This window comes from Arthrobacter sp. TE26545 (genome assembly GCF_056279005.1).
On record NZ_JBWBQM010000001.1, the window covers coordinates 2,254,442 to 2,267,598 of the forward strand.

Consider the following 13,157-nt stretch of genomic DNA (forward strand, 5'->3'; position numbering starts at 1 on the left):
TTTTGTCGTTGCCTTCGCAGGCGGCGGGTCATTCCGCTGCTCACAAGGCGCATGGTGGGCGTAGCTCAGTTGGCAGAGCGCCTGGTTGTGGTCCAGGAGGTCGCGGGTTCAACCCCCGTCGCTCACCCGCATAAGGCTGGTAGTTGGTACCGGTCAGCCAAAGGCCGCACTGGTTTCCAGTGCGGCCTTTGCTTTTCTCCGCAACCGTCACGCAGCAAGGAACCAGCCGCCATGACCGTCCTGCCCATCACCATCTGGGGCGAGCCCGTACTGCACCGCCGGGCCAGCGAAGTAGAAGTCTTCGACGACGAGTTGCGCAACTTGATCGCGGACATGATCGAAACCAATGAAGCGGCGAACGGCGTCGGCCTTGCCGCACCCCAGGTGGGCGTGGGCAAGCGGGTCTTCATCTTCAAGTACGCCAATGACGACGACGCACCGGATGAAGGCGTCCTGGTCAACCCGGTCCTGACCCTGTCCAAGGTGTCCGGCGCGCTGCCCGATCCGGACGAACATATCGAGGGCTGCCTCTCCTTCCCCGGCGAGCACTACCCTTTGCAGCGGGCCGAGTGGGCCCGCGTGCAGGGTTTCGACGGCGACGGCAAGCCCGTCGATTTCGTAGCCACGGGCTGGTTCGCCCGGGTCATGCAGCACGAATTCGACCATCTGGACGGAAAGCTCTACGTGAACCGCCTCGTGGACCGCTATTCCAAAAAGGCCATGAAACAGGCCAAGAAGCACGGCTGGGGCGTCCCGGGACTGACCTGGATGCCCGGCGTCGACGCCGATCCCTTCGGGCACTGAGCCGGCCGCGGCCCTCGACATTGAGCTGACCCGACTTCGAGCGATCGGACCTTCGCGGTGGACAACACAGCATTGTTTGAACTCCTGGACATCCGGGACGACGACGCACGCGAATGTGCGGCCCTCCTGTCGACACCTCCGGGCAAACAGGTCCTTTCGGCCCTGTCGGCGTTGGAAGCGCGGCTTGGCACTTTCCCTACCGAGGCTGCGTCCGCGGCGGGCTGCACCGAACGCGACTGGATCGAGGCGCTCCTCCGCTTCGCCCCCGCCACAGCGTCGTACCACCGCTCACGCGGGATCGCGGCCGGGCTTTCGGCCGCCATCCTGGCCGACGTCGGCTTGAACCTGCGAATCAACCGCCGCGTCCACGGGCGCTTCGGCCTGGACACCTGGGCATGGCTCACATTGCACATGGCCGGAAACATGTTCCGGCTCGGCCGCCTGCAGTACCACCTGGTTCGCAGCGGTGGCGGCCCGTCACCGGCACATGAAGGCGAATGGATCGTCGGCCTGCACATTCCCGAGGACGGCGGCCTCTCCCCTGCCGTGGTCGACGAGAGCCTAGTCCTGGCGCGGGCCTTCCTGGACCGCCATTTCCCGGACAAACCGGTCCGGCTGGCCACGTGCGACTCCTGGATGCTGGACCCTTACCTGGCCGAACGGCTTCCTGAGAGCAACATCGCCTCCTTTGCCCGCCGCTTCACCGTGGACCGGTGCTCGGACGCTCCCAGCGATGCCGTCTACTTCACCTTCCGTACCAGGGACATGGAGAACCTGGCACAACTGCCCCGGGACACTTCGCTGCAGCGCGTGGTGCTTGAGCGGATCGACGACGGCGGCAGCTGGCAGCTCGGGCACGGTCACCTGGAGCTGCCAGCGGCACCCTGACGGTAGCCCGGCGCGGCGCGCGGCCGCTCCTGGTCTAGGGCCGGATGGTCTGCTGCCCCGGGCATCCGGCGAGCACGCGCTTCATGGCGTCCTTTTCGGCGGCGGTGACCCAGAGCCGGTAGGCCGCTTTGACCGAGATCTGCCGGGCAACGTAATGGCATCGGAAGTTTTTGTTGGCAGGAAGCCAGGTCGCGGCGTCGCCGGCTCCCTTCTTCACATTGGCCGGCCCATCGACGGCAATCAGGTTCAGCGGATCGTTGGCAAAGCTGCTGCGCTGCTTCGGCGTGAGCTGTTTGGCACCCTTCTGCCAGGCGTCCCCGAGCGCCACGACATGGTCGATCTGTACCGCCTTGCTGCTTTCCGGTCCGCGCCGGAATTCGAGCGCTTTTCCGACATACGGCTCGGCAAGGCCGCCACCGGCCACTTTGCATTTCGAACCGTCACTGAACCGCACGGAGCTTAGGTCACGTCGGAGGATGTCGTTCCGGGTATCGCAGCCGTTGTGGTCCACGTCCAGCCATGCCTGGCCGAACTCCGCGCGGTCGTAGTCATCCTTGCCTGCACGGCCTTTGACGGGAAGGGACTCAAGAGCGTCGGCCGCTGTCCCAAGCGGAACAGGGGTCACCGAAGGGACCGGCTTCATCCAGCTGTAGTCCAGCACCCGTGCCGTAGCGGGCCCGCCGGCCGGACCTTCCGCCACCGCAAACTGGCCGCTGCTAAAGAACCATGCAACGCCGCCCACAGCTGCTGCCACGACGACGGCCAACACGGCCCAGGCTTGGCGGGATCGGCGTCGGGCACGCCGGAAGGCGGTCCAGGTGGTACTCAAGGGAAAGTCCTTTCACTGTGGTTTCAATCCCTTGAGCCTAGGCCAGGCGGCAGACATTATCGGCGCCTTCCACAGTGTGGAGGAGGACACACCGGCCCCGCAGGCCATCAAGTAATAGTGGAAGCTATTGCTCCCGGGCGACCCGTTTGAGGTCTTCGTCGGCAATCGCCAGCAGCGATTCAAGCTGCGAGACACGCTCGGCGGTGACATCTCCGGCCTGGTGGGCGGCACGGGCGCTCTCCAGGAGCCTCTTGGCTTCCTTCTGGTTTGCCCGGGCTACGTCGAGTGCGTGCTCCAGCGTGGTGTCGTGGTCCAGGGTCTCTTCGCGTTCCATGGGTCCATTTTGCGCAGCTTTCCCGGCCGATTCCAGAGAACCGGCCGGGAAAGCCGAACTTCCTGAAATCAGGATCAGACGGTTACCGCTTCCAGGGCCGGTTCAGCGGCGGCGGGCGCTTCCGGTGCCGGGAAGAACGGCGGGTTCACGCCGGCCATTTCCTCCATCACGCGGACCACCTGGCAGCTGTAGCCGAATTCGTTGTCGTACCAAACGTAGACCACGAGGTTCTTGTCGTTGGCGATAGTGGCGAGGCCGTCGACGATGCCTGCACGGCGGGAGCCGACGAAGTCGGTGGAGACAACTTCGGGCGAGTCGATGTAGTCGATCTGCTTGCGCAGCGAGGAGTGCAGGGACATCTCGCGCAGGTAGTTGTTGACCTCGTCCTTCGTGGTGCCCGTCTCAAGGTTGAGGTTCAGGATGGCCATGGAGACGTCCGGGGTGGGAACGCGGATGGCGTTGCCCGTCAGCTTGCCCTGCAGTTCCGGAAGGGCCTTGGCCACAGCCTTGGCCGCACCGGTTTCGGTGATGACCATGTTCAGCGCCGCCGAACGTCCACGACGGTCGCCCTTGTGGAAGTTGTCGATCAGGTTCTGGTCGTTGGTGAAGGAGTGCACGGTCTCGACATGGCCGTGGACGACCCCGAACTTGTCGTTGAGAGCCTTCAGGACCGGGGTGATGGCGTTGGTGGTGCAGGACGCGGCCGTGACGATCGTGTCGCTGTCCTCGATGGAGCTGTGGTTGATGCCGTGCACGATGTTCTTCAGCTCGCCCTTGCCCGGTGCGGTCAGGAGCACGCGTGCCACGCCCTTGCTCTGCAGGTGCTGGGACAGGCCTTCGGCGTCGCGCCAGCGGCCGGTGTTGTCCACCACCAGGGCGTCCTTGATGCCGTAGGCCGTGTAGTCCACGGTGGAGGGATTGTCCGAGTAAATCACCTGGATCTGCACGCCATTGGCGGTGATGGTGTTGGCTTCCTCGTCCACGCGGATGGTCCCCTCGAAGGAACCGTGCACGGAGTCGCGACGCAGCAGGCTGGCGCGCTTGGCGAGGTCGTTTTCCGCGCCCTTGCGGACGACGATGGCGCGCAGGCGCAGGCCGTGCCCGCCGCCGGCCTTTTCGATCAGGAGGCGGGCCAGCAGGCGGCCGATGCGGCCGAAGCCGTAAAGCACGACGTCGGTGCTGGTGCGGTCGTCGGCGCCCCGACGGCCCACGATGGCGGCCAGTTCTTCGCGGAGGAAGCCCTCCAAGGACGTTCCGGGGGCCTGGGCCTTGAACTTTTCGTTAAGCAGGGCGATGTCGATGGCTGCTGCGCCGAGCTCGAGTCCGGCAAGGGCATCGAGCAGCGGAGCGGTTTCTTCCAGCCGGAGCTCTGCGTTGCTCATCCGGCGGGCGAAACGGTGTGCCTTCAGGATGTTCATGGAGGACTTGTTGATCAGGCTGCGCCCGTGAATGCTGGTCACCACATTGTTTTCACGGTACAAACGGCCGATCACCGGGATCATGGCCTCGGCGAGCGCCTCGCGGCCCATCCACGAATCAAGACAAGAATCAGACGACTGGGTCACAGAACTACCTTCCTAGGGTCAACCGCGCACGTCCTCGTACGCAGATGGCGGCCGCCCGGAGTAATCCTGCGGCACTGGCCTCGCTGGGGCTTCGGTCCGCCCCGGACGCCACGACGATCGCAAAGAAAAACCGCCGGCTGCGAACGCAGTATCGGCGGGGAACTTCAGCGTTCACCATCCATTCTAGGGTCTGGGAAGCACGCGCAGGTCGTCCGGAACAGTGAATTCACTCACACGGGCCGGGCAGCGGGCCGGCTCGGACTCTGGCCGCCGCTTATGGCTGGCCCTACAATCCAATCATCGGTTGCCGGTGCGCCGGTCCCGCCGGGCGAACGGAAGTCCTGTCGTGAGTGAAATCCTCGAGCTGCCGGGGTACTTCAAGGATGCCGACTCTGCGTCATTGAAAGGCCAGCGGAAGTACCTGTTCCTGAACCGGTTACGCCTCGGCAGCACCATTGCCGGCGCGTTAGGCGCCGCGGTCCCCTTGGCGGTCGGGAACCTCGGCCTCTCTTCGCTCGTGGTGCTCGCAGCCTTCCTGATGGCACTCATCTGCGAGCTCATCCTCTCCTACGTCCAGCCGGAGCGTGACTGGTACGCGGGCAGGGCCCTTGCGGAATCCATGAAAACCATGGCTTGGCGCTACTCGGTCCACGGCGCCCCGTTCGGGACCGAACTCAGCGACGCCGGCGCACGCAAGATTCTGCGGGAGAGGGCCGAACAACTGACCCAGAAGGGCGGCGACCGGGTGGCGATTGCCACGGACAGCCCGTTGGTCACCGACTCCATGACCGCCTTGCGGCACAGCAGCTTCGAGGAGCGGAAGTCCGCCTACCTCAGGCAGCGGACGCTCGCCCAGCGCCAGTGGTACGCGTCCAAAGCCGCCGCTAACAAGCGGCGGGCCGAGGTGTGGCGGACCGTGCTCGTCTCTGCAGAGATCCTTGCCGTGGCATTGGCAACGTTGAAGTTCGCCGGCGTCTCGGAGATAGACCTCGGCGGGGTCCTTGGCTCCGTCATCGGCGCCAGCGCCGCCTGGCTGGCTCTCAAGCAGCACGCCCAGCTTGCCGCCGCCTACAGCCTGACGAGCCGGGAACTCGCCCTGCAGGAATCGCTCCTGCAGGATGCCGATGAGGCATCCTGGGGAACAGCGGTTTCCGACGCCGAGGACGCAATCAGCCGCGAGCACACCATGTGGCTCGCTTCGCGCGGGGGCTAGCGACGGTCACGCCGGACGCGTATCCTTTATTTCACCAATCATTGTATTTATTCGTTCAGGCGAGACCAGGATCCCATGAGCGGAACAGCAGCTGCTCCATCGCCTGGCCGCTCCGGCAGGCGGGTTTTCATCTCCTACGCCCGGGAAGACCAGGACGCGCTCAACGACATCCGGGCAGGCATTTCGGCCCTGCACCATGAGGCTTGGGTGGACAGCAACCTGGACGGCGGCCAGGCATGGTGGGACGTCATCCTCGAACAGATCCGCTCTTGTGACGCCATGATACTGGTGGTGTCCCCCAGCCTGATCGACTCCGAGGCAGCAACCCGGGAACGGGACTACGCGCGCAGGCTTCGCAAACCACTGATACCGCTCGTCGTCAAAGCCGTCCGCTCGGACTTGCTCCCGCCGGACATCGCGACACTGCAATTCATCGACTACACCAACAGGACTCCCCTCACCGGCGCCCAGCTCGCGAATGCCCTTTTCTCCATTCCGCCGGACGCAGCGCTGCCCGATCCCCTCCCTGACCCGCCGGCCGTCCCCGTGTCCTATCTGGGCGATCTGGCCGCCGTCCTGCGACGGGATCTGCTTAGCGCAGACGAGCAGTTCTCCATCCTTGCGAAGCTCAGGGCCTCACTGGAACGCCCCCGTGAACATGACGCAGCCGCGGAGCTCCTGGAGGTGCTGGAGGGCCGCCGCGACCTCCTTCACCAGGTGGCCAAGGATATCGAGCGGGTGCGGCAGGACGATGTCCTTCGGTCCGGCGGCAACCGCGCGGAGGCAACCGTCGCGAAATCGGGCCCGTCACCAGTAGCCCAGCAGGCGGCAGGGCCACTACCCACAGCCGGAGGCCCTTCCGCGACGGCGCCAGCGACGGCGCAGAAACCGGCACCGGAGTTCCTCTCCGGGCAGGGCACCGCGCCCGGCCTGGCAGCGGGGCCTGAACCCGCTCCCGCCAAGCGATTCGCCGAACCGCGGGCCGGCAATCCGCAGGCCGGGCCTCCGCAGGCCGGGCCTCCGCAGGCCGGGCCTCCGCAGGCCGGGCCTCCGCAGGCGGCTATGAACCGCGTGTACACAGGCCCGCCGATCGCGCAACAGCAGCAAGGCTTCCAGCAGCCACCGGACTTCCGGTACATCCAGCAGCCGGCACCGCCGCAACGATTGGCGCTTTCGATCATCGCCTTGCTGCTGTGCATCCCGCTCGGAGCGGTGGCACTCTACTTTTCGACCCAGGTTCCGGGGCGATGGAACGCAGGAAACCACGCCGGCGCCTTTGACGCTTCAAAGAAAGCCCAGGTATGTGCCTGGATCGGCATCGGTGTCGGGGGATTTTTCTGGTTCGTGTCCTTCGCGAACGCGTTGCAGACAAGCTACTACTACTAATCGCCCGGGCAGGCATCATCCAGGCAGTGCGGGGGACGGGGCAGCTTGTACGCCGGGTTCTGTCATTCCAGGCCGTTGCCGGCGAGGAAGTGGCGACCATCCATCTACGAACGCCGTTGCCGGCGCCCTCCAGCGGCCTACCCGGACACTCGGGCGGGCAGCCCTCGAACGTGTCCTGTCTGGCCTTGCTCCGGGTGGGGTTTACCTAGCCTTCCCGGTCACCCGGGAAGCTGGTGGTCTCTTACACCACCGTTTCACCCTTACCTGCAACCCGTGCAGAGCACGGAAGCGGCGGTCTGTTTTCTGTGGCACTGGCCTGCGGGTTACCCCGAGTGGGCGTTACCCACCACCCTGCCCTTTGGAGCCCGGACGTTCCTCGAGCCACTTGCGTGGCGCGCGGCCGCCTGGCTGCCCCGTCCGCAGTACAGTCTACCGGCGCCGGAGAGGCCCCCAGCCACCGGTAATATCGACGGGTGCTGATTCTCCTCCCGCCCTCCGAAGGCAAGACCCCCGCGGCCAAAGGCCCCGCCGTCGACTGGGAAGCACTGAGCTTCCCCGAGCTCAACAGCTACCGGGCCAAAGTGCTCGACGCCCTGGGCTTGGTCAGCGCACACGAGGACGCCCTTGCCCTGCTGGGTGTCGGCGCATCGCTGAGGGACGACGTTGAGCGGAACACCCGGCTGCATGCCGAACCGGCCGCGCCGGCGTACGAACTGTATTCGGGCGTCCTGTACGACGCCCTCGGCTACAAGACCCTGACCCCCGCGCAGCGCCGCAAGGCAGCCGAATCGGTCCTTGTCATCTCCGCGCTGTGGGGCGCGCTCGGCTTCGGCGACCGGGTACCCGCCTACCGGCTGTCAATGGGAACCGCATTGCCCGACGTCGGGCGGCTGGCTTCCTTCTGGAAGCCGCAGCTCACGCAGGCACTCGCCGGGCGGGCGGAAGGCGAGCTGCTGGTGGACTGCCGCTCAAGCACCTATGCCGCGGCCTGGACTCCACCGCCGGCGCAGACCGTCACGGTAAACGTATTCACCGAGGCGAACGGCAAGCGCACGGTGGTCAGCCACTTCGCCAAGCACACACGCGGGGAACTGGCGCGCCACCTGCTCAGCCGCCGGAGCAAGGCGCCTGCGACCCCCGAAGAGCTGCTCAAGGCAACGCAGGAAAGCTGGAGCGCCGAACTCGTCGAGGGCACCGCGCGAAAGGCGCACGCCCTGAACATCATCCTGCCCGGCTAGCGACCGCTCGTCCGGCTTAGTTCCATTCCGCGGAGCGCACCAGGATGCAGCCCGAGTCGGGGCAGAAGACGATATCGTCCTCGGCGGCCGCCTTGACCTCGGCGAGGTCGCCGGGGCTCAGGGTCATTCCCGAGCCTTCGGACTTGCCGTGGAACAACCTGGCCGCCCCGACTCCGCGCTTGGCCAGGGTCTTCTCGTAGATGGCCAGGGCGCCGGCGTCCACACCGGCGGCAAAGGCGTTCCGCTCGGAGCGGACCTCATCCTCTTCACCGGCTACTTCGGCGATCGCGGCATCCAGTTCGGCACGGATGCCCGCAAAGGAGCCCTGGATGTCGTCCACGATCTGCTGCTGGGCGGCCTGCTTTTCGCGGAGCCCGTCCAGACGCTCGAGGATTTCCAGTTCCACATCTTCCAGATCGGAGCGGCGCCGGTTCAAGGAAGCGATATCGCTTTGCAGGGCCATGAGGTCCTTGGAAAGGCCGGTGCCGCTGTTGAGCCTGGCCTCGTCCCGTTCGATGCGCCCGGCCACCTGCTCCACATCGGCTTCGGCCCGGCGGAGTTCTGCCTCGGCGTCGTGCACGGCGAGCTTCGCGGTCCCCAGCTCACCGTTGGCCACGCCCAGGGCGTCCTGGAGGTCGGTGATGCGGGGATCGTTCTCGAGGATGCCGCGACGCTTGGCCAGGGCCTTGAGCTTGGCGTCCAGTGCCTGCAAGTCGAGCAACTTCATTTGTTCCGCCGGCGCTGCCTTGGCCACGTCCACCTCCGCTTGATCGTGCCGCATCCCTTCGGGATCCGGCCGGGCCCGGGGCCCGTCCTTCAACCGACTCTAGCGCCTATCCTGCCCGCCGTCCCTGCCGGCTCCACCGGTCCGCAGGCTCAGCCGGGAGTGAGAATGAAGTCCCAGGGATCGCTGTTGGTGTCGGCTACACGGATTTCGACGTCGTACCCCTGGTCGGCGAGCACGTTGCCGAGGGCTTCGGCCGCGGCCGGCAGCCACAGCCATTCGCTGGCGAAATGCGAAACATCGATCAGGTACGGGCGGCCGTTGATGGCAGATTCGCGAGCTTCCGACGCCGGGTGGTGCCGGAGGTCTGCCGTCACGTAGACATCCGCCTGGCTTGCGCGGACGGCGTCGAACAGGCTGTCGCCCGCACCGCCGCAGACGGCGACCTTGCGGATCAGCGCGTCCCGTTCCCCGGAAACCCTGACGCCGCCGGCGACGGCAGGAAGGACCTCGAAGACGCGGGCGGCAAAATCGCCCAGCGTCATCAGTTCGGGAAGTTCACCGACGCGGCCGATCCCTTCCTCGGGCAGGCCCTGCGCCGCGGGAGTCAGCGGAACCACGTTGTCCAGTCCGAAGGCGTCGGCCAGCACGTCCGAGACGCCCCCGACGGCGGAATCGCCGTTGGTGTGCACTGTAAGCAGTGCCGTGCCCGACTCGATCAACCGGTGGACAGCCAGGCCCTTGGCAGTGGTCGCGGCGACGGAATTGACCCCCTTGAGCAGCAGGGGATGGTGGGTGACCAGCAGCTGCGCTCCCCAGGCGATGGCTTCCTCGATGGTTTCCAGGGTAGGGTCCACCGCCAGCATCACCTTGCTGACCGGGGCGCCGGGGCGCCCCGCCACAAGGCCCACTTCGTCCCAGTTCTCGGCCAGGGATTCCGGCCAAAGCTCTTCGACCGCGAGCAGCAATTCGCCAAGGGTGGGAGTTCCCGGGCCACCGTCGGATTCCTTGTCCGCCACAACGTCTTCTGCAACAGCGGTGTTCACAGCTTCCATGGGCAATATTCTTGCGCATCCTGCGCCGTCACACTTCCGTAAGGCTCCTGCGGGAATCTTCCGCGGCTCCCGGCCATTGAACAGGACATGAAAACTTTCGTACTTGGCGGCGGCTGCTTCTGGTGCCTGGATGCCGTCTACCAGAAGACCCAGGGCGTCTCATCGGTTGTTTCGGGCTACGCGGGCGGCCACGTCCGGAACCCGGGCTACTACGAGGTCTGTTCGGGCATTACAGGCCATGCAGAAGTCGTGGCTGTGACCTTCGATGAGAACGTGGTCCCGGAAGAGATCATCCTGGACATGTTCTTTGCGCTCCATGACCCGACCACCCTGAACCGGCAGGGATACGACGTCGGAACCCAGTACCGCTCGGTCATGTTCTATGCGACGCAGGAGGAGAAGGACCTGTTCGAGAAGGCGATCGCGCGGAACCAGCCGCTGTGGTCGAAGGAAATCGTGACGGAGGTCAGCAGGCTTCCGGAGTTCCATGAGGCCGAAGCGATCCACCAGAACTACTACGCGAAGTTCCCTGAACAGGGCTACTGCCAGGTGATCATCAATCCGAAGCTCGCGAAGGCCCGGAAATATTACTCTTCGTGGCTCCGCGCGTAGCAGGGCTTCGTAACGCTGGTTAGGCTGGCCACAGCATTTCCCTCTTCAGAGAACAGGCATGAATACATGGCACGGATCTACGACGACGTCACCCAGCTGATCGGCGGGACCCCCCTGGTCCGCCTCAACCGGCTCAGCAAGGACCTCGAGGCCACGGTGGCGGTGAAGCTGGAGTTCTACAACCCCGCCAACAGCGTCAAGGACCGCATTGGTGTCGCCATCATCGACGCCGCCGAGAAGTCCGGTGCCCTCAAGCCCGGTGGAACCATCGTCGAGGGCACCTCCGGCAACACCGGCATCGCCCTGGCCCTTGTCGGTGCGGCCCGCGGCTACAAGGTCATCCTGACCATGCCCGAGACCATGTCCACCGAACGCCGCGTCATGCTGCGTGCCTACGGCGCCGAAATCGTGCTGACCCCGGGTTCCGAGGGCATGCGCGGCGCAGTGGAGAAGGCCCAGGAAATCGTGGCCAACACCGAGAACTCCATCTGGGCCCAGCAGTTCGCCAACGAAGCCAACCCTGAGATCCACCGCAACACCACCGCCGAGGAAATCTGGGCGGACACCGACGGCCAGATCGACATCTTTGTCGGCGGCGTAGGCACCGGCGGCACCATCACCGGCGTCGGCCAGGTCCTGAAGGAACGCAAGCCGGAAGTCCAGATCGTGGCAGTTGAGCCCAAGGACTCCCCGATCCTGAACGGCGGTGCCCCCGGCCCGCACAAGATCCAGGGTCTTGGCGCCAACTTCGTCCCGGAGGTGCTGGACACCAACGTGTACGACGAGGTCCTTGACGCCTCCCTCGAGGACGCCGTCGCCACCGCCCGCGCGCTCGGCACCCAGGAAGGCATCCTCGGCGGTATCTCCGCCGGCGCCGCTGTCTGGGGTGCCCTGGAGCTCGCAAAACGCCCGGAGAACAAGGGCAAGCTGATCGTCGCGATTGTTCCCGACTTCGGTGAGCGTTACATCTCCACCGTGCTCTTTGACGACATCCGCGGCTGATTCAGCACGCTTCCTGTAGAAAGGTCTTTGTGAGCTTTTTCGCAAGACTCAAGGAAGACCTCGAGGCCGCCCGGTCACACGACCCGGCGGCCCGAGGTTCTTTCGAGAACTTTTTTGCATACTCCGGCCTGCATGCCATCTGGGCGCACCGGCTGACCCACAAGTTGTGGCAGCGGCCGGGGCTGCGTTTCCCTGCCCGGCTGATTTCGCAGCTGGCCCGTTTCCTGACCGGCATCGAGATCCATCCCGGTGCAACCATCGGGCGCAGGTTCTTCATCGACCACGGCATGGGCGTTGTGATCGGCGAGACCGCGGAGATCGGCGAGGACGTCATGATCTACCACGGTGTGACGCTCGGCGGCCGCTCCCTCGCGAAGGTCAAGCGCCACCCGACCATCGGGGACCGGGTGACAATCGGGGCCGGTGCGAAGGTCCTTGGACCCATCACGATCGGTGCCGACAGCGCAGTGGGCGCGAACGCCGTCGTCGTGAAGGACGCACCGCCCGAGTCGATCATTACAGGCATCCCGGCCACATGGCGGCACCGCGATGCCAAGTCCGAGACCAAGCCTGCCGTGGATCCGGCCGAATACTACATCGAGTACCGGATCTAGACCGGAAACCTGCCATAGATGCCCCTTAGCAGGGCATCGAAGGCGCGGTCCGGCAGGATCCGCCTCAGCGCCAAAATGGAACCCGCTCCCCGGCCCGCCGGGTAGCGGGTTTTCGGTTTTCCGGAACTTGCCGCGCGGAGGATCGCACGGGCGGCGGCCCGCGGCGAAGAGGCCAGCATCGTCCCCTCGGTACTTGCCAGCGCGGCAGCCATCATCCGCGCCTGGCCGGCATAGGGCCCTTGCCCGGAGGAAGCCAGGAGGTACTCCCCTGCGATCCGGCCCCATTCCGAGGCAGTGCCGGAGGGCTGGATGATCGACACCGAAATGCCGTGCGGCGCGAGTTCCAGGCGCAGGGAATCACTCAGCCCCTCGACGGCGAACTTCGTGGCGTGGTACCAGGAGCCAAGCGGTTCGTAGATGCGGCCACCGATCGAAGAGATGTTGATGATCCTGCCCTTTCCGGCCTGCCGCATCCCCGGAACGACCAGCTGCGTCATCCGCGCCATCCCGAAGAGGTTGACCTCGAACTGGCGCCGTCCTTCGTCCAGCGGGACTTCCTCGAGCGAGCCGTAGGACCCGTAGCCGGCATTGTTGACCAGGACATCCACCCGGCCGTGCGCGGCCTCGACCTCCGATACGGCGGCCGTCATGGACGCATCGTCCGTGACGTCGAGGGCGAGGACCCGGATTCCGTGGGCCTTGAGCGGTTCCATCCTGCCAGTCCGGCGGGCACCGGCGTAGACCGTGAAGCCGGACCGGGCCAGGAGGATGGCGGCCTCGTGGCCGATCCCGGTGGATGCTCCGGTCACGAACACGACTCCTGGCACCATGGAAGCTCCTCGACTCAGGCCGCGGGCAGGCCCGCGGCGGCTGCGGTGGCGGCACGGCAAAGG

The 13,157-nt window shown here is 65.7% G+C and carries 14 protein-coding genes, 1 tRNA gene and 1 other RNA gene; 9 read left to right on the forward strand and 7 right to left on the reverse strand.

The features are described from left to right. The first annotated feature begins 54 nt into the window (after positions 1 to 54). From ACZ9CK_RS10145 to ACZ9CK_RS10155, 3 genes are all read left to right on the forward strand, one after another. Positions 55 to 127 (forward strand) — tRNA-His (locus tag ACZ9CK_RS10145). Positions 128 to 231: 104 nt separating this feature from the next. Then, the gene (gene def / locus ACZ9CK_RS10150) at positions 232 to 804 is read left to right on the forward strand and encodes a peptide deformylase (RefSeq protein ID WP_476049891.1); all 573 of its coding nucleotides are present in this window, start codon (positions 232 to 234) and stop codon (positions 802 to 804) included. Between the two features lie 57 nt (positions 805 to 861). Then, positions 862 to 1,692, forward strand: a complete 831-nt coding sequence (locus ACZ9CK_RS10155; protein ID WP_426298056.1) for an acyltransferase domain-containing protein — start codon at positions 862 to 864, stop codon at positions 1,690 to 1,692. A 34-nt stretch (positions 1,693 to 1,726) separates the two neighbouring features. Here ACZ9CK_RS10155 and ACZ9CK_RS10160 read toward each other — a convergent pair whose 3' ends face one another. From ACZ9CK_RS10160 to ACZ9CK_RS10170, 3 genes are all read right to left on the reverse strand, one after another. Then, positions 1,727 to 2,521 carry an HNH endonuclease family protein gene (locus tag ACZ9CK_RS10160; protein WP_426298058.1) on the reverse strand — a complete coding sequence of 265 codons (795 nt, stop codon included), beginning with the start codon at positions 2,519 to 2,521 and terminating at the stop codon, positions 1,727 to 1,729. 124 nt (positions 2,522 to 2,645) lie between these two features. Further along, the gene (locus tag ACZ9CK_RS10165) at positions 2,646 to 2,855 is read right to left on the reverse strand and encodes a hypothetical protein (RefSeq protein WP_426298060.1); all 210 of its coding nucleotides are present in this window, start codon (positions 2,853 to 2,855) and stop codon (positions 2,646 to 2,648) included. 74 nt (positions 2,856 to 2,929) lie between these two features. Then, complete coding sequence (locus tag ACZ9CK_RS10170; protein WP_476049892.1) at positions 2,930 to 4,420, reverse strand: glyceraldehyde-3-phosphate dehydrogenase; 1,491 nt, start codon at positions 4,418 to 4,420, stop codon at positions 2,930 to 2,932. Between the two features lie 346 nt (positions 4,421 to 4,766). Here ACZ9CK_RS10170 and ACZ9CK_RS10175 point away from each other — a divergent pair, with 346 nt between their 5' ends. Both ACZ9CK_RS10175 and ACZ9CK_RS10180 read left to right on the forward strand, forming a co-directional pair. Then, positions 4,767 to 5,633 carry a DUF4231 domain-containing protein gene (locus ACZ9CK_RS10175; RefSeq protein WP_476049893.1) on the forward strand — a complete coding sequence of 289 codons (867 nt, stop codon included), beginning with the start codon at positions 4,767 to 4,769 and terminating at the stop codon, positions 5,631 to 5,633. 75 nt (positions 5,634 to 5,708) lie between these two features. Continuing rightward, complete coding sequence (locus tag ACZ9CK_RS10180; RefSeq protein ID WP_476049894.1) at positions 5,709 to 7,019, forward strand: TIR domain-containing protein; 1,311 nt, start codon at positions 5,709 to 5,711, stop codon at positions 7,017 to 7,019. A 32-nt stretch (positions 7,020 to 7,051) separates the two neighbouring features. Here ACZ9CK_RS10180 and rnpB read toward each other — a convergent pair. Then, positions 7,052 to 7,435: RNase P RNA component class A (rnpB, locus tag ACZ9CK_RS10185), an RNA gene on the reverse strand. Positions 7,436 to 7,492: 57 nt separating this feature from the next. Here rnpB and ACZ9CK_RS10190 point away from each other — a divergent pair. Next, complete coding sequence (locus ACZ9CK_RS10190) at positions 7,493 to 8,257, forward strand: YaaA family protein (protein WP_476049895.1); 765 nt, start codon at positions 7,493 to 7,495, stop codon at positions 8,255 to 8,257. A 16-nt stretch (positions 8,258 to 8,273) separates the two neighbouring features. Here the strand turns inward: ACZ9CK_RS10190 and ACZ9CK_RS10195 are convergent, their stop codons facing one another. Then, complete coding sequence (locus ACZ9CK_RS10195; protein ID WP_426298070.1) at positions 8,274 to 9,011, reverse strand: zinc ribbon domain-containing protein; 738 nt, start codon at positions 9,009 to 9,011, stop codon at positions 8,274 to 8,276. Between the two features lie 122 nt (positions 9,012 to 9,133). After that, complete coding sequence (locus tag ACZ9CK_RS10200) at positions 9,134 to 10,036, reverse strand: Nif3-like dinuclear metal center hexameric protein (protein ID WP_426298072.1); 903 nt, start codon at positions 10,034 to 10,036, stop codon at positions 9,134 to 9,136. An 87-nt stretch (positions 10,037 to 10,123) separates the two neighbouring features. On the opposite strand from ACZ9CK_RS10200, the gene msrA reads away from it, so the two are divergent. The 3 genes from msrA (at position 10,124) to epsC (ending at position 12,264) form a co-directional block, all read left to right on the forward strand. Continuing rightward, entirely contained in the window at positions 10,124 to 10,648 is a 525-nt protein-coding gene (msrA, locus tag ACZ9CK_RS10205) for a peptide-methionine (S)-S-oxide reductase MsrA (RefSeq protein ID WP_476049896.1), read from the forward strand. Positions 10,649 to 10,714: 66 nt separating this feature from the next. After that, a complete protein-coding gene (cysK, locus tag ACZ9CK_RS10210) occupies positions 10,715 to 11,650 on the forward strand; it encodes a cysteine synthase A (protein WP_426298076.1) in 936 nt (311 codons plus the stop codon). Between the two features lie 29 nt (positions 11,651 to 11,679). Next, positions 11,680 to 12,264: a serine O-acetyltransferase EpsC gene (gene epsC / locus ACZ9CK_RS10215; RefSeq protein ID WP_426298078.1), complete on the forward strand. Its 585-nt coding sequence runs from the start codon at positions 11,680 to 11,682 to the stop codon at positions 12,262 to 12,264. Here epsC and ACZ9CK_RS10220 read toward each other — a convergent pair. Beyond that, positions 12,261 to 13,094, reverse strand: coding sequence for an oxidoreductase (locus ACZ9CK_RS10220; RefSeq protein ID WP_426298080.1), 834 nt, complete (start codon positions 13,092 to 13,094; stop codon positions 12,261 to 12,263). The two genes, epsC and ACZ9CK_RS10220, sit on opposite strands and share 4 nt — an antisense overlap. Positions 13,095 to 13,157: the final 63 nt, after the last annotated feature.

Coding starts and splice junctions, on each gene's coding strand:
- def (WP_476049891.1), top strand. CDS start 232: ATGACCGTCCTGCCCATCACCATCTGGGGCGAGCCCGTACTGCACCGC.
- ACZ9CK_RS10165 (WP_426298060.1), bottom strand. CDS start 2,855: ATGGAACGCGAAGAGACCCTGGACCACGACACCACGCTGGAGCACGCA.
- ACZ9CK_RS10180 (WP_476049894.1), top strand. CDS start 5,709: ATGAGCGGAACAGCAGCTGCTCCATCGCCTGGCCGCTCCGGCAGGCGG.
- ACZ9CK_RS10200 (WP_426298072.1), bottom strand. CDS start 10,036: ATGGAAGCTGTGAACACCGCTGTTGCAGAAGACGTTGTGGCGGACAAG.
- msrA (WP_476049896.1), top strand. CDS start 10,124: ATGAAAACTTTCGTACTTGGCGGCGGCTGCTTCTGGTGCCTGGATGCC.
- cysK (WP_426298076.1), top strand. CDS start 10,715: ATGGCACGGATCTACGACGACGTCACCCAGCTGATCGGCGGGACCCCC.
- ACZ9CK_RS10220 (WP_426298080.1), bottom strand. CDS start 13,094: ATGGTGCCAGGAGTCGTGTTCGTGACCGGAGCATCCACCGGGATCGGC.